A 22,906-nucleotide genomic window follows, 5' to 3' on the forward strand; every position below is an offset into this window, starting at 1 on the left:
AAAATGAAATCAATTGTGCTTTTTGTTTCACCTTTATAAATTGTCTATTGACCATTCCCATTTTAATTATTAATTTTGGATTAATGAAATTTTCTACAGAAGAGCTAATAGAGGGAATACAGTCAGGAAACAAACGCCTGATTGCAAAAGCTATTACATTGGTTGAAAGTAAGAAAGCAGAGCACAGAGTACAGGCAGAAGAACTTTTGAAGAAGATTATGCCTCTTACCGGAAACTCTGTGAGGGTAGGAGTAACGGGAGTTCCCGGAGCAGGAAAATCCACTTTTATAGAAAACTTTGGCCGGCTGGTTATTGCTCAGGGAAAAAAGGTTGCTGTTTTGGCAATTGATCCCAGTTCAGCTATCAATAAAGGAAGTATTTTAGGGGATAAAACCAGAATGGAAGAACTGGCCAAAGAAGAAAACGCATTCATACGGCCTTCCCCCAGCTCAGGTTTTCTGGGAGGAGTAGCCAATACTACTTTTGAGACCATGATGATCTGCGAAGCTGCAGGCTATGACTATATTTTAATTGAAACTGTAGGAGTAGGGCAGTCAGAGGTTCTTGTGGCTGACATTACCGATGTTTTTTTGTTTCTTAAAATCATTGGAGGAGGAGATGAACTTCAGGGTATCAAAAGAGGGATCATGGAAATGGTTGACGTTATTTTTATCAATAAAGTAGATCAGGATAACCTTCAGAAAGCAAAAAATACCAGGCTTGAATTAAAAAGAGCTTTGGACTTTATTCCACCTAAAGAAAAAGGATGGAAGATTCCTGTTTTACTAGGTTCTGCACTTCATAATCAAGGATTACAGGAAGTCTATGATTCAATATCCGAATTTATTGATCTGAAAAAGAAAAGTGGCCGCTTTGACGAAATCCGCGTTCAGCAGGCCGAAAAACGATTTGAATATTGGGTTCAGGAATATATTTTATCCCTCATGAAAAAGAGTAATGTTGTGGAAGAAGCTTATCATATGCACAAAAAAAATGCTTCAGCCATGGTTTCCAATCCAAGTACTGAAGCAAAATTATTTGTTGAAAAATTTTTATCTAATGGAAACAGGGACTAAGGTTTTTCTTTTTCCTGTTTCACCTCAGTTTTAGAAATATATCCGTCATAGGTAATTGGCTGTCTGTCATTGCTTCTCATAGAAACGAAAGCTTTTCCGTTTTTAAAAATCTCAATATTCACTTCGTCTACATTTCTTACATCTTTAGGTTTGAATTTTAAAGTCCAGGTTCCTTTTTTATTCTGAGTTTTATTTACGGTAAAATCTTTTGAAGTAAATCTGTAGCTGTTATCACTAGTATTTCCATATGTTGGATTGAAAAGTCTTCCAAAATAAGGCAGCACTACATCCAGTGTATTTTTACTTACATCAATGGTATAATCCCCATTCAGGTTAAGTATTCTTGTGGCAGTAGCGTTAGGCATAGAATTCATGACATTAATAACATCATAATTGGTAGGATTAGCTCTTTGGGCATAAAAAGTAAACTCCTGAGAATCTACCAAAGTATTCACTGTTTTAGGATCTGATGACCCCTGAGATGCGCAACTCTGAAAGAAGAACAGGAATCCAAAAATCATCAGTAAAGAAATATACTTTTTCATAACGGGATAATTATTAAATTTAGATAGCAAAATGTATGCAAATATATTCTTTAAGAAATATTTTGGAATAAAAATTGTTAAGGTTGAATTATTAACACTCAAACTATGAAAGTTACACATCTATTAGGAATGGGAGCTATTGCTCTGTCGGCTGCTGCCTGTACTACAAACCCGATTACGGGGAGGTCTTCTTTACAGCTGGCCAACAATTCGGAAATTTTAACAATGTCTTCACAGGAATATAGAACGACATTGTCTAAAGGTAAAGTGATTACCGGTACGGCAGATGCAAAGAGAGTGGTAAATGTAGGAAACAGAATTAAAAATGCAGCAGAAAGATATTATCAGAGTATTGGAAGATCTGCAGATCTTGCAAGCTACAGCTGGGAATTTAATCTTTTGCAGAGCAATGAGCTGAACGCATGGTGTATGCCTGGCGGAAAAGTGGCAGTCTATACCGGAATATTGCCGGTAACCAAAGACGATAACGGACTTGCCGTTGTAATGGGACATGAAGTTTCCCACGCATTGGCAGGCCATGGAAATGAAAGAATTTCTCAGGCAATGGTAGCTCAGTATGGAGGTGCTATTCTGGGAGGAACAATCTCAAATTCGCAATGGGCAAGTGTTTTCCAGAAGGTTTACCCTATCGGTTCACAGGTTGCTTTATTGAAATATGGAAGAGGTCAGGAATCTGAGGCAGATGAAATGGGACTTTACCTGATGTCTATGGCAGGATATGACCCGAGAGCGGCAATTCCTTTCTGGAACAGAATGGAAGCGGCATCTACTGGAGCAAGACAACCTGAGTTCTTATCTACCCACCCGAATCCGGAAACAAGAATTTCAGATATCAACAAAGATCTTCCGAAAGCTTTAGAATATTATAAGGCTGCGGGAGGAAAATTATAATTAGAATTTTAATCTTGAATATAGCCTTATTAAATTTTTAGTAAATTTGGTAAGGCTTTTTTATATAATCACCTAAACACAATATTATGAAGAGTTTATCAATTACCGGACTTATCCTTTTAGCTGTATCTGCATTACTTTTCTATTTAACAACCGATTTTGCCGTAGAACAAATAAAAATCTCTCACATTATGGGAATCATGGCAGGCGTTGGAATAGGACTTATCATTGGAGGAATGGTGGGCTATGTAAGCAAAGGAAGTGCTATAAAGGAAGAACAGAAGAAAAAAGAATTCAAGCAGTTACAAAAAGACAAAGAAGATCTTGAAAAACAGGCAGCAGAAATCGCAAAACGCCAGGCTGAGCTTGAAGCACAAAATAAAAACCCTCAAATTTAAATTTGAGGGTTTCAAGTTGTTATTTTCGATAATTCATTAGAATTTATATCCTAAACCTACCATAAACAGATTAGGTCTGTTATCATATCTGATTTCCGAGCCGGAAACCCTGTTGATAAAATTTCTTTCGTCTTTGCTGAAAGCGCCTTCATATCTTGCATTTACAATAAGCTTTTTAATTTCAAGCTGTGCCCCAAACTGGTATCCTACTGTAAAATCATTTTTCGCATTTTCTTTGAAATCGTTGTAAGTATTGTCTTTATTTAAGTTAAAACTTCCTACAGGACCTACAAAAACGCCCAGCATATTCCCTAAAAGATTATATCCTAAAAGAACCGGAACATCAATACGGTTGCTTTTTACATCAAAAGTAGTGTTCTCTGTAGTAAACTCATTTTTGAAGTGAGTATAATAGATTTCCGGCATCACAAACAAAGAAGTAGGAAGACCCACTTTTAGTGAAAGCCCAACATTGAAACCTACATTATTTTTACCTGTTCCTGCAATGGCATCATTCACTGTTCCTTTAATATTGGACCATGAAGGTGAGCCTGTCGGAAAAATTAAGTTAGCTTTACCTGCCAGTGAAATCTGTGCAGAAGCCCACATTGAAAATCCTAATAACGCTATACTAAGTGCCTTTTTCATTATCGTCTATTTTTGTATTTGTCGTTTCAATCGTTTTATTATTCTCAAGTAAATATTCTCTGAGCTCTTTAAACAGTTCTGAAGAATAAACGAAGTCAATCAGATTTTTATTGCCTGCTGTAATCAGAATGTCTTTGTTACCTTCCCATTCTTTAATTCCCAGTCTCAGATATACAATTTTCTCGCCAATCGTCATTACAGAGTTCATATCATGGGTATTGATGATGGTGGTCGTATTATATTCTTTTGTGATTTCGTAGAGAAGATCATCAATAATCTTAGAAGTATAGGGATCCAGTCCGGAATTGGGCTCATCACAGAACAGATACTTTGGATTGTTGACAATGGCTCTTGCAATAGCCACCCTTTTCTGCATACCTCCTGAAATTTCGGAAGGATATTTTTTTTCTGCTTTATCAAGATGTACTCTTCCGATTACTTCAAAAACCCTTTTCTTTTTTTCTCTGTAGGTAAGATTGGTAAACATGTCAAGAGGGAACATGATATTTTCTTCCACAGTAAGAGAGTCAAATAAGGCACTTCCCTGGAAAACAGTTCCGATTTCTGAACGAAGATGCTGTTTTTCATCTCTGGTCATGGTATTGATATCTTTCCCGTCAAACAGAATTTCTCCTGATGAAGGCATATAAACATTCAATAAACTTTTTAGAAAAACGGTTTTTCCGGAACCACTCTGTCCAATGATTAAGTTTACTTTTCCTTTATCAAATGAAGTTGAAATTCCCTTAAGCACTTCAACATCATCAAAACTTTTCTTAAGATCTTTTACCTCAATCATCAGCTTAATATTAATTGGGTTAAAATTAATTCGGAGATAATAATGAACACCATTGTCCATACCACGGCCTGTGTACTGGCTCTACCAACCTCCAATGATCCTCCTTTTACATTATATCCGAAATAAGAAGGAACTGTAGCAATAATGAAAGCGAAAACAGTTGTTTTGGTAAATGCATAGTAAATGAATAAATTCGGCATATACATTTGAATACCAACAATATAGTCGTTTTCTGTCCAGTTTCCTGTTAAAATTCCGGCAATATATCCTCCGAGAATACCAAATACAATACTGATGGCGATAAGCAGAGGATTAAAAATCATACAAGCGATAATTTTCGGAAATATGAGGAAGTTGGGTGAATTTACTCCCATAATGTCCAATGCATCAATTTGTTCTGACACCCTCATCGTTCCGATACTGGAAGCAATATATGATCCTACTTTACCGGCCAGAATAAGGCTGATGATGGTAGGGGCAAATTCCAATACCAATACTGCTTTTGTAGCGTATCCTACGAATGATGGAGGAATAGGAAAGGAAGAGGCGTCAAAGTTGTTGAACATCTGAATAGCAACTACAGCCCCCACAAAGATTGATGTGAAGACTACAAGCCCGAAAGAATTTACTCCCAAATCATTAATTTCTCTCATGAACAGCTTCCAGAACACTCTCATTTTCTGAGGTTTCTGCAGGGATTTTCCCAAGAGGATAATGTATTCCCCTATCGCTGTGAAAAACTTTTTTAACATACTGCTAAATTAGACTTTTTTATTTAATTGGGCTAGGGTCAAGAATAAGACCAAAGCCTGGTTTTGTGTTAAAATTATTTCAATATTTATGTTATTCCGTTCTTTATTTTGCATTTTTATCTCCTCCAATCACCAATAAAACGGTTTTTAAAATAATAACCAGATCAAGTACGAAACTCCAGTTTCTTACATAGAAAGCATCTGCCAGAACTCTTTTTTTCATTTCTACTTCCACATCTCCGAAGTCGCCACGAAGTCCATTCACCTGTGCCAATCCGGTAATTCCCGGACTAACCATACTTCTCAGGCTGTATCTTCCGATCTTTGGTTTGTAATAATTGTCAACAGACAGCATATGAGGGCGCGGACCCACTACAGACATTTCCCCTCTCAGTACATTAATAAACTGCGGAAGCTCATCAAGGCTTGTTTTTCTTAAAAATTTACCTACTTTGGTAATTCTGGAGTCATTTATAGATGTTGTTTTGGTTGTGGATTCATCATTCACCACCATTGTTCTGAATTTAATACAACTAAAAACCTCTTCATGAAAACCATATCTCTTCTGAAGGAAAAAAACAGGACCTTTAGAGGTAGTTTTGATTAAAATGGCAATGATTGGAAATACCCATGAACAGATGAAGACCAATATAAAGACAGAAAAGAAAATATCAAATGTCCTTTTCATAAGGAAATTAGAATAATAATCTAATGGATACCTGGCCTGATTAAGTACCGGCTGGGTTTGTATATATCCAAGGTCATAAAGGAAAAAATCACTTTGGGTAATGCTTGGAATCAGTGAAATATGAATCTTATGATCTTCGGCCAGGCTGAAAATTTCATTTTTCATGGCCTCATCATAAGAGTTTTCCATCGATAAAAACAAGGTGTGAATTCCGTTTTTTTTCCAGAAAGCCACCAGTTCATTGATCTTTACTTCGGTATTTTCATATTCAAATATCCTGTATCCATAGTCTTTACGTTCTGTAAAGATATTCTTAAGAATTTCTGTAGAATGGATGTCCCCTAAAAACATTACATTTCTGTAATTCGCTCCCAGGGACCGCAAATACTTAATCGCAAAATATACCAATGATTTCGCCAGAAAGATAGAAATAAAAAGGTAAAGGGAAAGCCAGTAAATATCCGAATTGAAAAATACATTCTTACTTACCTTTCCTATAAGCAGTACTCCCAGTATAAAAAACAGGAAATGGATCAGAAGGCGTTCAAGAAACAGAGTATAGGTAAGGTTCCTCGGAATATTGTATATTTTTGTCCTACCACTTAACAGTACCCAGAACAAAAACAACAGAACCAGAGAAAAGCTATTCTGATACCAGGTTTCTTTATTGTATTTTAAACTTTCGTTTCTGCTTATAAAAAAGAATATGAAGATAGATGCAATAACCATGAGGTCAAGCAACATAATGATTGATTTCAGGTATCTAGAGTATCGAATTCTCTGCATCTATCGGTATTATAGCGGATAAGCACGGCTAATTTACACTTTTTTACGGGATATTCAGATATTTGTGAGTCTGAACAGATGCCTGCCACTCAGGGTTTTCCAGAATAAAATCCGTGATCTTAGGATACATGTCGTTTCTTTTGCTCCATTCACTCTGAAGATAAAGCTTACAATTTTCAGAAACTTTTGCTGCCTGTTCCTGAGCAAACGTAAAATCATGCTGGTTGAAGATAATCACTTTAAGCTCATTGGCCTTTTGATAAATCTCTTCTTTAGGAAGCCCTGTTTTCTTTGGAGAAAGGGTTATCCAGTCCAGTTGACCGCTCATGGGATAGGCTCCGGAAGTTTCGATATGTACTGTACACCCTAATTCTTTTAGTTTGGATGTCAGGATATCTAAATTCCACATTAAAGGTTCACCGCCAGTCAGCACTATTGTTTTACAGTGTTTGGCTGCAGTTTCTGCAATTTCCTCAGCATTCATCAGGGGATGAAGTTCCGGATCCCAGCTTTCCTTTACATCACACCAGTGACACCCTACATCACAACCTCCCAGCCTGATAAAGTATGCGGCTTTTCCGGTGTGTGCTCCTTCTCCCTGTAAAGTGTAAAAATGCTCCATCACAGGGAGCATTTTACCTTCTTTTAATAAAATATCTTCTTCTTTATTCATTTTAAAATTAGTCGTTATAGACCGAAGTTTTATAAGCAATGATGGTGTTTTTCATCAACATCGCTCTTGTCATTGGGCCTACTCCTCCAGGTACCGGAGTGATCCAGCTTGCTTTTGCAGCACAGCTGTCAAAATCTACATCACCTGCAAGGTAATATCCTTTTGGAGAGTCATTATCTACTCTTGTAATACCCACGTCTACGATTACTGCTCCTTCCTTGATCATATCTCCTTTTAAGAAATGAGGATCTCCCAAAGCGGTAATAACGATGTCTGCTTTTCTTGTGTATTCTTCGATGTCTTTTGTGTATGAGTGTGTAAGGGTAACAGTAGAGTTTCCAGGGAAATCTTTTCTTCCCATCAAAATACTCATTGGTCTTCCTACAATTTTACTTCTTCCGATAATTACACAGTCTTTTCCTTTCGTTTCAATATTATATCTTTCCAATAATGTTAAAATTCCGAAAGGCGTTGCCGGTAAGAAAGTATCCATTTCAAGAGCCATTTTTCCGAAGTTTTCTGGGTGGAAACCATCCACGTCTTTTCTAGGGTCAATAGCATTGATGATTTTTTCCTGATCAATCTGATCTGGCAAAGGAAGCTGAACGATAAATCCGTCTACTGCTTTAGACTTATTAAGCTCGTCAATTTTTTCCAATAGTTCAGATTCAGAAACAGTGCTTGGAAATTTAATTAAGCTGGATTGAAATCCTACTTCCTCACAGTCTTTCACTTTAGAGTTTACATAGGCCTTGCTAGCTCCATTATTTCCTACAAGAATAGCCACCAAATGCGGAGCTCTTCTTTTGCTCGCGAGAATCTTTTCTACTTCAACCTTGATCTCTGCTTTAATTTCCTTGGATACTTTAAGTCCGTCAAGAATTTCTGCCATTTTTACTTTTTTACTTTATAGATTTACTTTTACTTTCTTTTTACTTACTATTTATTTTCTTTATAGTAATTGATCAATCCGTTGGTAGAGCTGTCATGAGAGCTTATTGCTTCATTGTTTTCAAGCTCAGGAAGGATTTTATTGGCTAATACTTTTCCTAATTCCACTCCAAACTGGTCAAAACTGAAAATATTCCAGATTACTCCCTGAACGAAAATTTTGTGTTCGTAAAGAGCAATCAACTGACCTAGTGAAAAAGGAGTTAATTCCTTAAATAATATAGAGTTAGTTGGGGTGTTTCCATGGAAGACTTTGAAATTGATCAGTCTGTCTATTTCTTCATCAGATTTTCCGGAATTTCTAAGCTCTTCTTCCACTTCTTCTTCCAGTTTTCCGAAAGCAAGCGCTTCAGTCTGAGCGAAAAAGTTAGCTAATAATTTATCCTGGTGATCAGAAACATGGTTAGGGCTTTTTGCATAGGCAATAAAATCTGCAGGAATCAATTCTGTTCCCTGGTGGATTAACTGATAAAATGCGTGCTGGCCGTTTGTTCCAGGTTCTCCCCAGATGATCGGTCCCGTTTCATATTCTACGAATTCACCGTTTCTGTCTACGCACTTTCCGTTACTTTCCATATCTCCCTGCTGAAGATACGCTGCAAATCTGTCCAGATATTGAGAATAAGGTAAGATCGCATAAGTGGTTGCTGCATAGAAATTACGGTACCAGATTCCCAAAAGTCCCATTAGTACAGGAACATTTTCAGAGAATTCTGCTGTCTGGAAGTGCTGGTCTGTATCAAAAGCACCCCTTAAGAGCTGCTCAAAGTTTTCATATCCTACAGAAAGTACAATACTTAATCCGATTGCGCTCCAAAGAGAATATCTTCCACCTACCCAGTCCCAGAACTCAAAAATATTTTCTTCTGCGATTCCGAACTTCTTAACTTCTTCAATATTAGTAGATAAAGCCACAAAATGCTTCGCTACATCTTCCTGTTTTCCCGCTTTCAGGAACCAGTCTTTAGCTGAATTGGCATTCGTCATTGTTTCCTGAGTCGTAAATGTCTTGGAAGCAATAATGAATAAAGTGGTTTCAGGATTTAAATCTTTTACTACTTCTGCAATATGATTTCCGTCCACATTGGAAACAAAGTGAGCGTTTAATCTTGTTTTAAAATGCTTTAAAGCTGAACAAACCATTACAGGACCTAAGTCTGATCCTCCGATTCCGATGTTGACTACATCTGTGATCTCCTTTCCGCTGAAACCTTTATGTTCTCCTGAAATAATCTTTTCAGAAAAAGATTTCATATGTTCAAGAACTCTCTTGATCTGTGGTTTGATATTTTCTCCATCTACGATAATTTCACGGTCGGAGAAATCCCTTAATGCGGTATGAAGAACAGCTCTTCCTTCAGTTTCATTGATTTTATCCCCGGAGAACATTCTGGAAATAGCATCTTTTAACTGGCTTTCCTCAGCCAATTGCAATAAAAGATCCTTGGTTCTTGAATCAATCAGGTTTTTAGAATAATCAAAAAGATAGTTATCCTTTTGTAGAGAAAATTCATTGAAACGATTCGGGTTATACTGGAAAAGAGTTCTAAGATCAAAGTCATTTCCACCGAAGTGTTCATCAAGTGCTTTCCAGCTGCTAGTTTGTGTTGGATTTATTTTTGATAGCATATTACAGAATTTTTATTGCTCAGAAGATCATGTATTGGATGAGAATCGCTCATAATCCATAATGATTTATTTCTGATTTGCAAATTTACGGAAAAATAAAACCTCAGATAAATTTGAAGATGATAAATAACGATTTTTTAAAAAACAAAACCTCAGAACAGGCCTGAGGTTTTATAAAAAATATTTTGTGAAAGGAATTTTACTGTTATTCTTCCATTTCGTTCAGGATGTTTTCCAGTTGTCTGGCACTTCTTCCATAGACGTATTTTGTCCATAGAACGATGCTCGTTATCAGTCCTAAAGTTCCGATAAGCACGGCGATGATTAAACCTTGTTGATGAGCAGTGGTAAGTTCGGTTAAAGATTTTCCATGTTCTTTCATCGTATTATAAATCACCATACCTATCGTTACAAGGAAATGAGGCAGTAACAGAAATCCGAAAGACTGGTATCTTTCCATATTCAGCCGAAGTTCATGGTATATTTTCCAAAGACTATTTTTGGTGTTTCCGGTATAAAGTTCCGTCTGTTTGTAGAATTTATAAAACCCTAGCAGATAGTATGATGAGATAACGACCATCATGGTATAGGAAACATAATAAATAATGTATTGTGAAGAGGGAAATTTAAATTGAAGAGGAAAAAAAGCAATCAGAATGATGGCCAGAATCTGCATAGGAAATTCTTTCTTCATGTTTTTCTGGATTTTTTCTATAGGATGCTTGCTTTCCCTTAATTGTTCTATCGTGTCAGGAATATGGACGTCGCTGTCTTCCTTATTCCACTGTTCTTTTAATTGATCAAAATTCATAACCTGATTTTTTTATGATTTGCTGTATTTTTTCTTTTGTTCTATTGAGTTTTACGCGGGCGTTGCCTTCACTAAGTCCTAAATTGTTTCCTATTTCTTTGTGAGACATCCCTTCCATGAAATAAAATATGACCGCTTTTTCCAGAGAGTTCAGCTCCTGAACGGCCCTGTAGAAAATTTCCAGCTGCCTGTCCTTGGCAGGATTGTAATCCTCCTGCTGTACTTCAAAATGAGAAGGAGCATCCGTATGGTTATTGGATCTTTGCTTTTCCTTTTTTAAATAGGTAATCGCAGTATTGATCGCAACCCGATACATCCACGTGGAAAACTCACTGTTCCCTTTGAAATTCTGGTAGGACTTCCAAAGCTGGATGAGAATCTCCTGCTGCAGGTCTTCGCGGTCTTCTACAGAATCTGCATAGATCCTTGAAGCTTTATATAAAATGCCCTTGTGCTGGTTGACGAGCTTTAAAAAAGCGGTTTCAGTTGGATTGCTCACAATCGTTTCATGGTTTGGTTATTATTATAAGCTTGATACAGGTTTTACTGTGTAGCCTTTTGCCTGTAGAAGAGGAATAATTCCGTTTTCACCCATAAGATGAGATCCTCCGACAGCAAATAAAGAACTTTCTTTTTTCATCATGTCCGGCATTATTTGTACCCAGTTTCGATTTCTGTTGGTAAGCATAGCCTTTTCCTGCTGGGCATTCATGAATCTTTCATCCTTAAAAAGACTGTATAAAGATTGTACATTTTCATTTTTAAAAGCTTCAATCATCTGTCTGAACAATATTTGATATTCCTTGTCCATTTTAAGCTGAGAGATCGTGCTTTTCAGATCATATGCTTCATTGATTGATTTCATTTGATCTTCTACTTTTTCAAGTCCTTTGATGTTTTTTTTATCTTTCATTGCTTTCTGAAGAAGTTCCATTTCGTAAAGTTTTACTTCGGTCTGTGGGCAGGGGATCGCTTTGGTAGAAAGCAGTGCATACAGCGCCTGAGGGCTTGAAGAATCTATACTTTTCAGATCTGTTCCATAATTGGCAAGAACAGTATTCAGTTCTTTAGCTTCTTCGGGAGAAAGCTGATCCGATATTTTTTTATCTGCTTTAAACATTTTCTGTAATGACATCATTTCAGCAGGATCTGTATAATTGATTTCCATAACAAAGTTGTCAGATTTCTCAAGCGCTTTCAATACCTTAGGTTTGATCTCAAAATCTTTACTGCATAAGATATGAAAAGTTCCGGTAATATAAGAAGGCTTCGAAAGTCCGTTGCCGGATATTTCCCAAAGCAGGCTGTTGTCTTTGTTGTTACTTTTACTTTGTGCGTTGGCTGTTATGGAATTCAGTGATAATAATGCTGCGAATCCAAGTTTTATTAAATTTTTCATTGTATTAATTTTTTTGATTTTTTTGTTCTTTTAAACAGTAGGTAAAGCACGGATTACAATCGTTACAGTTTTTTTTCAAAAAAAATAAAAACCTCCTGAAAACAGGAGGCTGTAAAATCTAAAATTATGATGATAACCAATTGGTTAGGATAGTTTTTTTTATTCCTGGCTTTTTGAATACTCAGGTTTTGAAATTTTTCTTCTTCTTAAAAAATAGAGGATTGCAGCAGCAATTAATACAAGAGGCCATACATTGATAAGAGCAACGATAATTCTCTGAATCAGGTAAAATCCATACACAAAGCCATCTTTAGCATCATAGATGAAATTGTATTTATACTTATTATCAATACTTGTAGTGTTGGTAACAGCAATTTCTGCAATACGCAACTGAGGCTCTTTGATGTAAATGTCAATCGTGCTGTATTTCAGATCATCCGTCATGTTCATGCTGGAGAGCTTTTGAAGATTTCCTTCAGACATATTCTCGTCATCCAGCGTCACTTTATCTTTATTGGTTTTCAGCTTACTGATGTTCTCTGAAGTCTTTTGATTTCTCTTTCCTTCCAGTTCAGAATACTTGATGTTAGCTGTTACATCTTCTGCATTGATAGCTCTTGAATTAAGAAATAGCTTGTTTGTATTGATCGCTGTCAACAGTTCTCCAAGCTTTTCCGTAGGAATACGTACCTGCATTCTGTTTTCTGTCTGATATTTTTTAACCAGCATCGCCTCTTCATTGGAAGTGTTGTAGGTGTTTTCAGAAATCACGTTACTTTGAAGATTACTATTGGTAACAAAACCACCAAGCTCCTGTACAGATTTTTCAATAGCAATTGTCGCATTATACACGTCTTTTACTTCCATATTCACATCGGCAGTCTTGATAAACTGCTTGTCTTTTACTTTCATATCTGCAACAGATGAAATACTGTCCGAAACCACAACAGCAGCAGAATCGGTAGTAGCATAAGCTTCAAGGTCTTTAGAGGAAACTTCTCCCTTTTTACACGAATAAATTCCTAATAAAAGAGCAGCAGATAGAGATAATGTAATGTAAGTAGTTTTCATAGCGTTGATTTTTATTGTTTTGCTTGAGTCAAAGTTCAGGCAGGATCTTTTGTAACACTTGAAAATCAAAAGTAAAAAGCTTGTAAATAAAATTTTTACTTGTAATGAGTTGAAATTTAGTGTTTTGTAAAATAGGCTAGAGTCTTAATCATTGCTTTCGGAGCAATTTTTGCTTATCTTTTACAAACCAAAACTACAATCTATCACTATGTCAAATACTTTTTCCAAAATCAGAAACGCATTAGAATTATTTAGATCCATAGATTTCGATCAGTTGAGCTCTATCTCTCAAAAGGTAGATTTGCCAAAACTGATGCAGAATTTCTCAAAACTGGATGATAAACAGCTTTCCGGGCTTATGAAAATGCTTGATCCCGAAAAGAAAAAGAAAGAACTTCCACCTATTGACGGAGATTTTTATGATATCTACCATACTCTTACTCCGGAACAGCGTGAAATTCAACTGAAAGTCAGAGCATTCATGGAAAAAGAAGTTAAACCTCTGGTCAATCACTACTGGCTCAGAGATGAATTCCCTTTTGAGCTGATCCCAAAATTTCAAAAACTGGATATCTGCGGAGTTACTTATGAAGGCTATGGATGTCCGGGAATGCCTTTTCTGATGGAAGGTGTTATTGCCATGGAGATGGCAAGAGTAGATGCTTCTATTGCCACTTTTTTCGGAGTACAATCCGGATTGGCAATGGGTTCTATTTATATTTGCGGATCTGAAGAACAGAAGCAAAAATGGCTTCCGCAGATGCAGAAATTTGAAAAAATTGGTGCCTTTGGGCTTACGGAGCCGGAAGTTGGATCCGGAGCAGCGGGCGGACTTACGGTAACCTGTAAAAAAACACCGGAAGGCTGGATTCTTAATGGCCAGAAAAAATGGATCGGAAATGCTACTTTCGCTGATCTGATCATTATCTGGGCAAGAGATCTGGATAGCGGAGAAGTAAAAGGATTTATTGTAGAAAAAGATAATCCGGGATATTCTGTAGAAAAGATCAAAGGAAAAATGGCGTTAAGAATTGTTCAGAACGGATTGATTACCTTAAAAGACTGTCTCGTTACCGAAGAAAACCGTCTGCAGAATGCCAATTCCTTTAAAGATACAGGAAAAGTACTGAGAATGACAAGAGCTGGAGTAGCATGGATGGCCACAGGTTGTGCACGCGGAGCTTACGAAAGTGCTTTAGATTATACCCGAAAAAGAGAACAGTTTGGAAGACCTATTGCCTCATTCCAAATGATTCAGGGACATCTGGTGGAAATGTTGTCCAATCTTACTGCTATGCAGACGATGGTTTTCAGACTGTCTGAAATGCAGGATGAAGGAATTTTAAAAGATGAACACGCTTCTTTAGCCAAAGTTTTCTGTACCCTCAGAACAAGAGACATTGTTTCCAGAGCAAGAGAAGTAATGGGAGGGAATGGAATTCTGCTCGAGTACGATGTGGCCCGGTTTGTGGCCGATGCAGAAGCCATTTATTCTTACGAAGGAACAAAAGAAATCAACTCGCTCATCGTAGGACGATCGATTACAGGTTTCAGTGCTTTCGTATAGGTGACAGGTAGCAGATGGCAGGTAATAGGTTGTAGGTGCTGCAACCTGCAACCTATCATCTGCCGCCTTATGAAACTAAATGTTTATATTTTTCCTTGTTGTCAATAATCATCCATAGGTTGATCAGAAACATCACTCCGGCAATACCCATTCCCATAGGAGATTTATCCATCGTGAAAACATGGGTGACAATTCCTACCATGACAGGTAAAATAACAATGGCACCTAATGCTCTTGTTTTTGGAAAAATAAATAATAATCCGCCAATAACTTCTACAATGCCCACTAAAGGCATCAGCCAGCTGATTTCTCCAAAAGCAGCGAAAAGTTTCATCTGTTCAGGCGTAGGTTTCTCCATCGGCATATAATTGAAAAACTTGTTTAATCCGGCATTAATAAACATAAGCCCGAAAAGTAAACATAAAATGAATTTTACTATTTTCATGATTGATGATTTTATATCAAATGTAAAATAAAAATAGGATTCGTTGATTGTATTTTTATAAAAAATATGTAATTAACGTTAATGATAGGTTAATGTTGTGTTTTGGATAATTTCATTTTTTATATTTGAAATTCAAACTAAACTCATACTATTATGTTGAAAAATCTTAGAAAATTAAACCGTACGGATTTGAGAGAAATCCAGGGAGGCGGAGGAATTGGAAAATGTGATATAGGCCCCATTGGCTGCCCATGTAAAATTCCACCAGGTGATCCTTGCTTAGGTGGTCCGAGTGGAGATCCTGGCGGACCTTCTTATGGATATTGTCCTGACAGCCAGTCTTATATTCTTTGTACGGAAACTTGTCCAAATGGAATGAGCCCTTTGTGTGCTCTTCCATAAATAAAATAAAAAAGACTGTCTCGAAAAAGGCAGTCTTTTTATTTAAAGTTTAATATGTAAGCATTCAAAGTTAGAAATATGTCCATTATTACCCAATGCTTATTACTCATTACTTATTACTCATTACTCATATTCTAGTCCATTTCCTTCAAAGTGATATTCTTGGAAATTTTGTAGCTTTTTTTCTTCTTGTGAGGTTTGGGCTCTTCTCCGAGTAGTCTTCCCCAAGGTTTGAGATCATCCACTCTTTCACAGATGATTTTTATAATTGCAATGGCCGGAATACACAGGAACATTCCCGCAATTCCCCAAAGATGTTCTCCTAAAAGGATTCCAATAAAAGAAAATAAAGCGTTGATCTTTACTTTAGACCCCACCACAAATGGTAGGACAATATTTCCATCTACAGCATGAATGGCAATATACCCCAAAGCAACATAAATACAGGTTGAAGGCGTAGAAGTGGCAAACGCTATAAAACAGGAAATCAAAAGGGAAATGAAAATTCCCAGATATGGAATAACGTTTAACAATCCTGTCAGAACTCCCAGAAGAATAGCATATTTTACTCCCAGAATGGTAAGAAGAGTGGATGTTAAAATGGAAACGATAATCACCTGAAGAAAGAGTCCGAAGATGTATTTCTTTGTCATAATCCGGATCTCGTTCACGGCTTCCTGTACACTCGCTTTATGTCTTTCGTTGAAAACCGTAACAATAAAATTATTTAAAAGTCTTCTGTAATTTAAAATAAAGATAAAAAACAGGGTGAAAAATATAATGAAGCCGAAGCCCGTTGAAAAAATTCCGAATGTAAACCCTAAAATGACTCCCGAAGAAGACAACAGTTTGGTTAATCCCTGGTTAATATAATCCACCTGTTCATCCACTTTCACATTGAATGTTCTGGAAACCCAATGCTGAAGGCTGTTAAAAACAGTGGTAAACTGTTCCTTGAGGTGTGGAAGATCCTTGCTGAAATCAGACAGCTGATTGGTAAAGAAATAAATAATACCGCCTAAAATCATCAGCATAATGAATACTGAAGTCATGGTCGATATAGACCTTGGAAATCTTAGTCTTCTTTCCATAAAAGTAGCTGCAGGCAGAAACAGCATTGCCATAAGGAATGCCAGGAAAAACGGAGCTAAAATACTCTGTCCCAATGCCAGAAGATAGCCAAGTCCAATGATGGAAACCACCACAAGCGTAAGCTTGACAAGGAAAGGAAGTCTAAGAAAATTCATAATCTAAAAATATGCGGTGTGGAATAAAAATAAGAAAACCCTTCCAAATTGAAAAATTTTTTATTCAAACCTTCAGGATTCTCTTGGATTGTATCAAATTTTATTCCACCCAGTCAGGTTGATTGTGATTTTTTATCTAAAACAGAAACACGCCCTGAATATCAGAACGTGTTTCTTTATTGAGAAGTTAATATGTTATAAGTTGTTTTATTCTTCAATGGCGATGTCAATAACTTCTTCCATTCTGTTGACGTAATGTACTCTCAGATTTTTCAGATAATCTTTTTTGATTTCCTCCACATCTTTTCTGTTGGCCTCACAAAGAATAACATCTTTGATTCCTGCTCTTGTTGCGGCAAGAAGCTTTTCTTTGATTCCGCCTACAGGTAATACTTTCCCTCTTAAGGTAATTTCTCCTGTCATGGCAAGGTGAGGTTTTACTTTCTTGTTTTTAAACGAAGAAACCATTGATGTCAGCATCGCAATACCAGCAGACGGCCCGTCTTTTGGCGTTGCGCCTTCAGGAACGTGTACGTGGATGTTTTTCTTTTCAATATCTTCCTGAGGAATACCCAGTTCATCATGCTTAGCTTTAATATATTCCAAAGCAATAGTCGCAGATTCTTTCATTACCGTTCCCAGGTTTCCGGTCATGGTTAACGCTCCTTTACCATTGCTTAAAATACTTTCAATATAAAGGATATCTCCTCCTACACTTGTCCATGCAAGACCGGTTACCACACCCGGAACTCCAGTGATTTCAGATAAGCTTTTCGGTCTTGGAACTCCAAGGATCTCATCTACTTTTTCCACTGAAATTTTTGGATCGTACTCCTTTACCAAAGCTGTCTGTAGTGCTACCCATCTTCCGATGGCTGCAATTCTTTTTTCCAGGGTTCTCACTCCGCTTTCAGAAGTGTGAGCTTCTATAATATGTTTGAGTTCTGCATTTCCAAGTTTGAATGATTTCGCATCCAGACCATTTTCCTCCTGTTGTTTCCTGATCAGATGTCTTTTGGCTATCTCAATCTTTTCCTCCAAAGTATAACCGGCAATCTGAATAATTTCGGTTCTGTCTAAAAGAGGCGTCTGTATGGTTGAAAGTGAGTTGGCAGTCGCAATGAACATTACTTTTGAAAGGTCATAACCCATCTCCAGGAAATTATCATAGAAAGACTTATTTTGCTCTGGATCAAGAACTTCTAAGAGTGCTGAGCTTGGGTCCCCATGAAGACCCTGTCCGATTTTATCAATCTCATCAAGAACAATTACAGGATTTGAAGTACCTGATTTTTTGATAGACTGTAAAATTCTTCCCGCCATAGCTCCGATATATGTTTTTCTATGTCCGCGGATTTCACTCTCGTCATGAAGACCACCTAGTGATAATCTTACATATTTTCTTCCTAAAGCATCAGCAATAGATTTTCCTAAAGAGGTTTTACCCACACCCGGAGGTCCCACCAATAGTAGAATAGGAGACTTCATGTTGTTTTTTAATTTTAAAACAGCCATGTGCTCCAGAATTCTTTTCTTGATATCTTCCAGACCGAAATGTGCTTTATCAAGTACTTTTTCAGCTTTTGCAATATCAAAAATATCTTTTGTATAAGTTTCCCAGGGAAGATCGGTAAAGAAATCCAGATAGTTTCTCTGAACATTATAGTCCGGAGAATTAGGATTCTGACGTTGAAGCCTGCTAATTTCCTTTTGGAAATGCTCTTCTACCTCCTTGCTCCATTTTTTTGTTTTAGCCTTGGCAATCAGATCTTCCACATCACTTTCAGGTCCGCCGCCCAGTTCTTCCTGGATTGTTCTGATTTGTTGATTCAGGAAGTATTCTCTCTGTTGCTTGTCTAAATCTTTTGAAGTTTTCTGATGAATCTGATTTCTCAGTTCCAGTTTTCTGAAATCCTCGTGCATCAGCTCGTAGCATTGGTTGGCTCTCGTCATCAGACTTTTCTCTTCAAGCAGCTTTTGTTTTGCAATCGAAGAAAAATTAGCATTGGTACAGATGAAATTCAGAAGATCATCATTATTGTTTATATTTTTGATCGCAAAGTTGGCGGCATTAGGAATATTAGGATCCAGTTCAATAATCTTTAAAGCAAGATCTTTGATGTTCTCCAGTAATGCTTCATACTCCTCCTGATCTTTAGGTCGTGTATCTTTTAATTTTGATATTTCAGCTTTGAAATAGGGTTGGTTATCAATGATTTTTTTTATCTTAAATCTGTGAAACCCTTTGGTAATAGCTGTAATATTACCTTCCGGCAGCTTAATGATCTTAATAATCTTTGCCAGTGTACCGGTAGTGTATATGTCTTTTTCGGTCGGCTGTTCCAGCTCCGAATTTTTCTGGCTTACAATGCCAATAAAATCACCGTTTTTCTGTGCCTCTTCAAGAAGCTGAATAGACGTTTTTCTCCCTGCAGTAATAGGAATTACCACATTGGGGAACATCACCATATTTCTTACGGGAAGTATAGGGAATATTTTCTGTTCGGAATTTTTATCAGTCTCTGCGAAGTCGGAAAGATTGATTTCTTCAGTTACGATATCAAATCCGTCACTGATCATTTCTTCTAAACTTATATCTTCAAATTCTGTCATAGTCAATCGAATGACAAATTGTCATTTTCGTTTTTTATCGTTAAAGGAAATTTTTATAATATACTCTGAAAACGTGTGGCATATTATAATATTCTAAAAATGCACAATACTTATGCCATTTGTTTTTTACTTAAAAATACGGTCAAAATTTCCTTTTTTAGATAATCTTTGCATTAAAAATCAAAATAAAGCAGTTCTGTTTCTGTAATTTCTTAAAAATGTGTATTTTCGCAAACTGATAAAAAACTATAATTTATAAAATGGCAATTTTAGGACAGATTAGGAGTAAGCCTTGGCTTTTAATGGGAGTAATAGCCTTAGCGCTTTTGGCGTTCCTGGTGAACCCCGATAGTATCGACAAGGTTTTTGGTAAGAATCCTGACGTTTTAGGAAAAGTAAATGGTGAGAAAATCACCCGCGAAGAGTTCAATGATCAGCTTTTCGTGTTGCAGCAGCAGGCTGAACAGCAAGGTCGTCCGAAAAACGGTCTTGAAGAGCAGGCGTGGCAGTTACTTGTACAATCTAAACTTATCAAACAACAGTTTGAGAAGCTTGGCTTTGAAATGACTGATGATTATTTCTGGAATCAGATCCAGTACGATCAGATGTTTGCTCAGAATCAACAGTTCTTTGATGAGAAAGGTAATTTTAAAACTCAAGAGCTTAAAAAAGAAATTGAAACATTACAAAACACCAATCCTCAGGGATATACTCAGTGGTTGAAAACAAGAAAGACTATCGAGTACAGACTAATGGCAAGACAGGTGTTTACTAATCTTTCAGCAGGGATTACCACAGGTAAGAAAGAAGCTGAAGAATTGATGAAGCAGAGAGATCAGCTTGCAGATATCGACTTTGTAAAAGTAGATTATACGGCTTATCTTCAAAAAACAAAGATCAATGTTACCACACAGGATCTTGCTGATTACATCAAGAAGCACCCTGTAATGTTCAAAGCTGAGCCAAGCAGAAATATCGGTATCGTATTTTTCCCATCTAAACCAAGTGCAGCAGATGATGCAGCAGCTCTGAAAGAAATTACAAAATTATATTCAGGAGGTACAGATGCTAGTGGAGGAACTGAAAACTTCCAGAATACTAAAAACGATTCTATGTTTGTAGCAGCAAATTCTGATGCACCATTCAATCCTCAGTATTTGAATCCTGCTCAATTGCCTCCAACAATCAAAGATCAGATCACTGCAGCAGCAGTAGGTCAGACTTTTGGTCCTTATAAAGAACAAGATGTATATGTAGTTTCTAAACTGGTAGGTAAAAGACCTTCAGATTCTACTTTATCCAGACATATCCTTATTGCATTCAAAGGAAGCCCTGCAGGTGAAGGAGTTACTAGAACCAAAGAGCAGGCTAAGAAATTGGCAGACTCAATTGGTGCAATTGTAAAAGCTACTCCTGCTAAATTTACAGAATTCCTTAAGCTTTCAAGCGACCCGAATTCTGCAGCTCAGGGAGGTAGCCTTGGTTGGACAACACCAGAGACACCTTTCGTTCCGGAATTCCTTGCTTATCTTGCAAACAATCCTAAAGGAGCTACTGGAGTAGTAGAAACACAGTTCGGTTACCATATCATCAATATTGAAGATAAAAAATCAGGATCAATGGGGTATAAAGTTGCTAACCTTGTGAAAGCAATCAAACCTTCAGATGCTACTGAGGCTGAAACAGACAAAAACTCAAGAAAATTCATTCAGCAGGTTCAGGGGAAATCTTTCAACGATTTCGTGAACATTGCTAAGAAAGGAAACTACCAGTTCTCTAATCCAAAAGCAGCAAAAAGATTTGAAGGTCAGCTTCAGGGCTTAGGTACTGAAAAAGATGCTGATATCCTTACATGGGCTTTTGATAAGAAAAGATCGAAAGGAGATACTGAATTATTTACAGTAGACGGAACAGGTGATAAAATTGTAGTGTATCTGAATGGAAAACAGGACGCTGGTCTTGCAGATCCTGAATCTGTAAGAGATCAGATCGAAGTTATCGTTAAAAATAAACTGGCAGCCAAACAAATTTCTGATAAAATAGCAGCAGCAAAAGCTTCAAGCTTAGATCAGATTGCTAAATTGTTTGCCGCTCCAAAACAATCAGCTCAGGTGAACCTATTGAATCCTTCAGTAGCAGGTGCTATGGAACCTAAAGTTGCCGGTGCAGCATTCGGTGTTGCAAAAGGTAAACTTTCCAACCCGGTTGAAGGTGGAACAGGAGTTTATGTTTTGATCAAGAAGTCAGAAACTGTAAACAAACAGCCTGGAGATCTTAAGCAGTTTACAGAATCTCTTACTCAGAGAAATGCAGGAATGTTCGGACAGGCCTGGATGAAGAGTCTTCAGGACAATGCAGATATCGAAGATTACAGAATCGAGATCTGGAACAAGCTGGGAAATCAGCAACAATAAGAAATTCATTTCAATGATATAAAAAGCGGCAAAATTTTTTGTCGCTTTTTTTGTATTTATGGCAGAATAATAAAGGAAAAGATTTATTTAAAATGTATTATATTTGCTTATTAGAAAAAAATTAGCAAGTGAAGTTCAGTAAAGAATTAAAAGCTGGTGTGATTGCACTTCTAGCTATCGTAGGCTTTGTGGTGTTGTTTCAGTTTATGAAAGGGAAAAGCCTTTTTACTACCGACAATATATTTTACGCAAAATATGACAATGTAGAAGGTCTGGCGCAGTCTGCGGCAGTGTCTATTAATGGTCTGAAAGTAGGGCAGGTAGATAAGATTATTCCTATCACCTCAAAAGATGGAAAGATTAATTTTGTCGTAAAAATTACCGTTGACAACAAATTCGAATTTTCAAAAAACTCATCATTGGAGATCTTTGAACCGGGATTAATGTCCGGTAAAGAAATGAGAGTAAACCTTATGTATGGAGGACCGACTGCAAAAGACGGAGATACCTTAAAAGGAGCTTTTAAACTGGGAACGTTGGGAAGTCTTTCTTCTCAGGTTGGTCCGGTAAAAGATCAGCTACAGGTGGTTTTGCATAGAGTAGACTCTTTAATGGCCAATGCCAATCAGGTTTTTGATGCTCAAAACAGAGCTGAAATAAAAGCTTTATTAGCCAACCTTAACAAAACAGTAGGAGCGTTGCAGTCTACAGCAGGAAGTGTAAATACACTGGTAGGGCACAATGATCCAAAACTTCAAAAAGTGCTAGATGACGCAAGTCTTACGATGCAGAGTGGAAAAGTAACTTTAGATAAGTATGGAAATCTGGCTCAGAGCATTGATACGAAACAGTTGAATGCTACAATTGCCAATTTGGATGCTACCGTTGGAAAATTGAATCAGGTGATTGGAGGTATTGATAAAGGAGAAGGAAGTTTAGGTAAACTGATGAAGGACGATCAACTGTACAACAACCTGAATTCAGCTTCTTCCAATCTGAATACATTAATCGAAGATATGAAAGCGAATCCGAAGAGATATATCAACTTCTCGGTTTTCGGTAAAAATAACAAAGACTAAT

General features: G+C 37.0%; 22 protein-coding genes. 7 read left to right on the plus strand and 15 right to left on the minus strand.

Features of this window, described 5'->3' with window-relative positions:
* Positions 1-83: 83 nt before the first annotated feature.
* Positions 84-1,076, plus strand: a complete 993-nt coding sequence (gene meaB / locus RAH34_RS15205) for a methylmalonyl Co-A mutase-associated GTPase MeaB (RefSeq protein WP_114822103.1) — start codon at positions 84-86, stop codon at positions 1,074-1,076.
* Here meaB and RAH34_RS15210 read toward each other — a convergent pair.
* Positions 1,073-1,621 (minus strand): DUF4251 domain-containing protein, encoded by a 549-nt coding sequence (locus RAH34_RS15210; RefSeq protein WP_114822104.1) that lies wholly within the window; start codon positions 1,619-1,621, stop codon positions 1,073-1,075. The genes meaB and RAH34_RS15210 overlap by 4 nt on opposite strands.
* A gap of 105 nt (positions 1,622-1,726) precedes the next feature.
* Here RAH34_RS15210 and RAH34_RS15215 point away from each other — a divergent pair, with 105 nt between their 5' ends.
* Both RAH34_RS15215 and RAH34_RS15220 read left to right on the plus strand, forming a co-directional pair.
* A complete protein-coding gene (locus tag RAH34_RS15215) occupies positions 1,727-2,533 on the plus strand; it encodes a M48 family metallopeptidase (protein WP_114822105.1) in 807 nt (268 codons plus the stop codon).
* Between the two features lie 86 nt (positions 2,534-2,619).
* Positions 2,620-2,931, plus strand: a complete 312-nt coding sequence (locus RAH34_RS15220) for a hypothetical protein (protein ID WP_114822106.1) — start codon at positions 2,620-2,622, stop codon at positions 2,929-2,931.
* 36 nt (positions 2,932-2,967) lie between these two features.
* Here the strand turns inward: RAH34_RS15220 and RAH34_RS15225 are convergent, their stop codons facing one another.
* The 11 genes from RAH34_RS15225 to RAH34_RS15275 all read right to left on the minus strand — a co-directional run bounded on the left by RAH34_RS15225 (position 2,968) and on the right by RAH34_RS15275 (position 13,138).
* A complete protein-coding gene (locus RAH34_RS15225) occupies positions 2,968-3,579 on the minus strand; it encodes an outer membrane beta-barrel protein (protein WP_114822107.1) in 612 nt (203 codons plus the stop codon).
* On the minus strand, positions 3,563-4,378 hold the full coding sequence (locus RAH34_RS15230; RefSeq protein WP_034692677.1) for an ABC transporter ATP-binding protein: 816 nt from the start codon (positions 4,376-4,378) through the stop codon (positions 3,563-3,565). The genes RAH34_RS15225 and RAH34_RS15230 overlap by 17 nt, the downstream gene beginning before the upstream one ends.
* Positions 4,378-5,130, minus strand: coding sequence for an ABC transporter permease (locus RAH34_RS15235; protein ID WP_062676038.1), 753 nt, complete (start codon positions 5,128-5,130; stop codon positions 4,378-4,380). The genes RAH34_RS15230 and RAH34_RS15235 overlap by 1 nt, the downstream gene beginning before the upstream one ends.
* A gap of 103 nt (positions 5,131-5,233) precedes the next feature.
* Entirely contained in the window at positions 5,234-6,604 is a 1,371-nt protein-coding gene (locus RAH34_RS15240; RefSeq protein WP_373427988.1) for an exopolysaccharide biosynthesis polyprenyl glycosylphosphotransferase, read from the minus strand.
* A 43-nt stretch (positions 6,605-6,647) separates the two neighbouring features.
* Positions 6,648-7,277, minus strand: a complete 630-nt coding sequence (locus RAH34_RS15245) for a 7-carboxy-7-deazaguanine synthase QueE (protein ID WP_114822109.1) — start codon at positions 7,275-7,277, stop codon at positions 6,648-6,650.
* A gap of 7 nt (positions 7,278-7,284) precedes the next feature.
* Positions 7,285-8,169, minus strand: coding sequence for a bifunctional 5,10-methylenetetrahydrofolate dehydrogenase/5,10-methenyltetrahydrofolate cyclohydrolase (locus RAH34_RS15250; RefSeq protein WP_034692667.1), 885 nt, complete (start codon positions 8,167-8,169; stop codon positions 7,285-7,287).
* Between the two features lie 47 nt (positions 8,170-8,216).
* On the minus strand, positions 8,217-9,857 hold the full coding sequence (pgi, locus tag RAH34_RS15255) for a glucose-6-phosphate isomerase (protein WP_306596678.1): 1,641 nt from the start codon (positions 9,855-9,857) through the stop codon (positions 8,217-8,219).
* A gap of 205 nt (positions 9,858-10,062) precedes the next feature.
* On the minus strand, positions 10,063-10,668 hold the full coding sequence (locus RAH34_RS15260; protein WP_306596679.1) for a hypothetical protein: 606 nt from the start codon (positions 10,666-10,668) through the stop codon (positions 10,063-10,065).
* Positions 10,658-11,092: an RNA polymerase sigma factor gene (locus RAH34_RS15265; RefSeq protein WP_373427989.1), complete on the minus strand. Its 435-nt coding sequence runs from the start codon at positions 11,090-11,092 to the stop codon at positions 10,658-10,660. The genes RAH34_RS15260 and RAH34_RS15265 overlap by 11 nt, the downstream gene beginning before the upstream one ends.
* 99 nt (positions 11,093-11,191) lie before the next feature.
* Positions 11,192-12,067, minus strand: a complete 876-nt coding sequence (locus RAH34_RS15270; RefSeq protein WP_306596681.1) for a TraB/GumN family protein — start codon at positions 12,065-12,067, stop codon at positions 11,192-11,194.
* Positions 12,068-12,226: 159 nt separating this feature from the next.
* Complete coding sequence (locus RAH34_RS15275) at positions 12,227-13,138, minus strand: DUF4349 domain-containing protein (RefSeq protein ID WP_306596682.1); 912 nt, start codon at positions 13,136-13,138, stop codon at positions 12,227-12,229.
* A gap of 208 nt (positions 13,139-13,346) precedes the next feature.
* Between RAH34_RS15275 and RAH34_RS15280 the strand changes: the two genes are divergently transcribed.
* Positions 13,347-14,705, plus strand: coding sequence for an acyl-CoA dehydrogenase family protein (locus RAH34_RS15280; RefSeq protein WP_306596683.1), 1,359 nt, complete (start codon positions 13,347-13,349; stop codon positions 14,703-14,705).
* A gap of 67 nt (positions 14,706-14,772) precedes the next feature.
* Here RAH34_RS15280 and RAH34_RS15285 read toward each other — a convergent pair whose 3' ends face one another.
* Complete coding sequence (locus RAH34_RS15285; RefSeq protein WP_034692651.1) at positions 14,773-15,150, minus strand: DoxX family protein; 378 nt, start codon at positions 15,148-15,150, stop codon at positions 14,773-14,775.
* A 153-nt stretch (positions 15,151-15,303) separates the two neighbouring features.
* Here RAH34_RS15285 and RAH34_RS15290 point away from each other — a divergent pair, with 153 nt between their 5' ends.
* Positions 15,304-15,552 (plus strand): hypothetical protein, encoded by a 249-nt coding sequence (locus tag RAH34_RS15290; RefSeq protein ID WP_306596684.1) that lies wholly within the window; start codon positions 15,304-15,306, stop codon positions 15,550-15,552.
* 134 nt (positions 15,553-15,686) lie between these two features.
* Here the strand turns inward: RAH34_RS15290 and RAH34_RS15295 are convergent, their stop codons facing one another.
* Together RAH34_RS15295 and lon are read right to left on the minus strand one after the other, a co-directional pair.
* Positions 15,687-16,799, minus strand: a complete 1,113-nt coding sequence (locus RAH34_RS15295) for an AI-2E family transporter (RefSeq protein ID WP_114821632.1) — start codon at positions 16,797-16,799, stop codon at positions 15,687-15,689.
* A 207-nt stretch (positions 16,800-17,006) separates the two neighbouring features.
* The gene (gene lon, locus RAH34_RS15300; protein ID WP_306596685.1) at positions 17,007-19,412 is read right to left on the minus strand and encodes an endopeptidase La; all 2,406 of its coding nucleotides are present in this window, start codon (positions 19,410-19,412) and stop codon (positions 17,007-17,009) included.
* Between the two features lie 260 nt (positions 19,413-19,672).
* Here lon and RAH34_RS15305 point away from each other — a divergent pair, with 260 nt between their 5' ends.
* Together RAH34_RS15305 and RAH34_RS15310 are read left to right on the plus strand one after the other, a co-directional pair.
* On the plus strand, positions 19,673-21,826 hold the full coding sequence (locus RAH34_RS15305) for a SurA N-terminal domain-containing protein (RefSeq protein ID WP_306596686.1): 2,154 nt from the start codon (positions 19,673-19,675) through the stop codon (positions 21,824-21,826).
* A 128-nt stretch (positions 21,827-21,954) separates the two neighbouring features.
* Positions 21,955-22,905: an MlaD family protein gene (locus tag RAH34_RS15310; RefSeq protein WP_306596687.1), complete on the plus strand. Its 951-nt coding sequence runs from the start codon at positions 21,955-21,957 to the stop codon at positions 22,903-22,905.
* The last annotated feature ends 1 nt before the right edge of the window (position 22,906 follow it).

Origin of the sequence: Chryseobacterium sp. WLY505 (assembly GCF_030846215.1) — a bacterium.
Taxonomy (GTDB): Bacteria; Bacteroidota; Bacteroidia; order Flavobacteriales; family Weeksellaceae; genus Chryseobacterium.

What these genes read in the sequence shown, in the direction of transcription:
- meaB (WP_114822103.1), top strand. Translation starts at nt 84, where the DNA reads ATGAAATTTTCTACAGAAGAGCTAATAGAGGGAATACAGTCAGGAAAC.
- RAH34_RS15210 (WP_114822104.1), bottom strand. Translation starts at nt 1,621, where the DNA reads ATGAAAAAGTATATTTCTTTACTGATGATTTTTGGATTCCTGTTCTTC.
- RAH34_RS15215 (WP_114822105.1), top strand. Translation starts at nt 1,727, where the DNA reads ATGAAAGTTACACATCTATTAGGAATGGGAGCTATTGCTCTGTCGGCT.
- RAH34_RS15220 (WP_114822106.1), top strand. Translation starts at nt 2,620, where the DNA reads ATGAAGAGTTTATCAATTACCGGACTTATCCTTTTAGCTGTATCTGCA.
- RAH34_RS15225 (WP_114822107.1), bottom strand. Translation starts at nt 3,579, where the DNA reads ATGAAAAAGGCACTTAGTATAGCGTTATTAGGATTTTCAATGTGGGCT.
- RAH34_RS15230 (WP_034692677.1), bottom strand. Translation starts at nt 4,378, where the DNA reads ATGATTGAGGTAAAAGATCTTAAGAAAAGTTTTGATGATGTTGAAGTG.
- RAH34_RS15235 (WP_062676038.1), bottom strand. Translation starts at nt 5,130, where the DNA reads ATGTTAAAAAAGTTTTTCACAGCGATAGGGGAATACATTATCCTCTTG.
- RAH34_RS15240 (WP_373427988.1), bottom strand. Translation starts at nt 6,604, where the DNA reads ATGCAGAGAATTCGATACTCTAGATACCTGAAATCAATCATTATGTTG.
- RAH34_RS15245 (WP_114822109.1), bottom strand. Translation starts at nt 7,277, where the DNA reads ATGAATAAAGAAGAAGATATTTTATTAAAAGAAGGTAAAATGCTCCCT.
- RAH34_RS15250 (WP_034692667.1), bottom strand. Translation starts at nt 8,169, where the DNA reads ATGGCAGAAATTCTTGACGGACTTAAAGTATCCAAGGAAATTAAAGCA.
- pgi (WP_306596678.1), bottom strand. Translation starts at nt 9,857, where the DNA reads ATGCTATCAAAAATAAATCCAACACAAACTAGCAGCTGGAAAGCACTT.
- RAH34_RS15260 (WP_306596679.1), bottom strand. Translation starts at nt 10,668, where the DNA reads ATGAATTTTGATCAATTAAAAGAACAGTGGAATAAGGAAGACAGCGAC.
- RAH34_RS15270 (WP_306596681.1), bottom strand. Translation starts at nt 12,067, where the DNA reads ATGAAAAATTTAATAAAACTTGGATTCGCAGCATTATTATCACTGAAT.
- RAH34_RS15275 (WP_306596682.1), bottom strand. Translation starts at nt 13,138, where the DNA reads ATGAAAACTACTTACATTACATTATCTCTATCTGCTGCTCTTTTATTA.
- RAH34_RS15280 (WP_306596683.1), top strand. Translation starts at nt 13,347, where the DNA reads ATGTCAAATACTTTTTCCAAAATCAGAAACGCATTAGAATTATTTAGA.
- RAH34_RS15285 (WP_034692651.1), bottom strand. Translation starts at nt 15,150, where the DNA reads ATGAAAATAGTAAAATTCATTTTATGTTTACTTTTCGGGCTTATGTTT.
- RAH34_RS15290 (WP_306596684.1), top strand. Translation starts at nt 15,304, where the DNA reads ATGTTGAAAAATCTTAGAAAATTAAACCGTACGGATTTGAGAGAAATC.
- RAH34_RS15295 (WP_114821632.1), bottom strand. Translation starts at nt 16,799, where the DNA reads ATGAATTTTCTTAGACTTCCTTTCCTTGTCAAGCTTACGCTTGTGGTG.
- lon (WP_306596685.1), bottom strand. Translation starts at nt 19,412, where the DNA reads ATGACAGAATTTGAAGATATAAGTTTAGAAGAAATGATCAGTGACGGA.
- RAH34_RS15305 (WP_306596686.1), top strand. Translation starts at nt 19,673, where the DNA reads ATGGCAATTTTAGGACAGATTAGGAGTAAGCCTTGGCTTTTAATGGGA.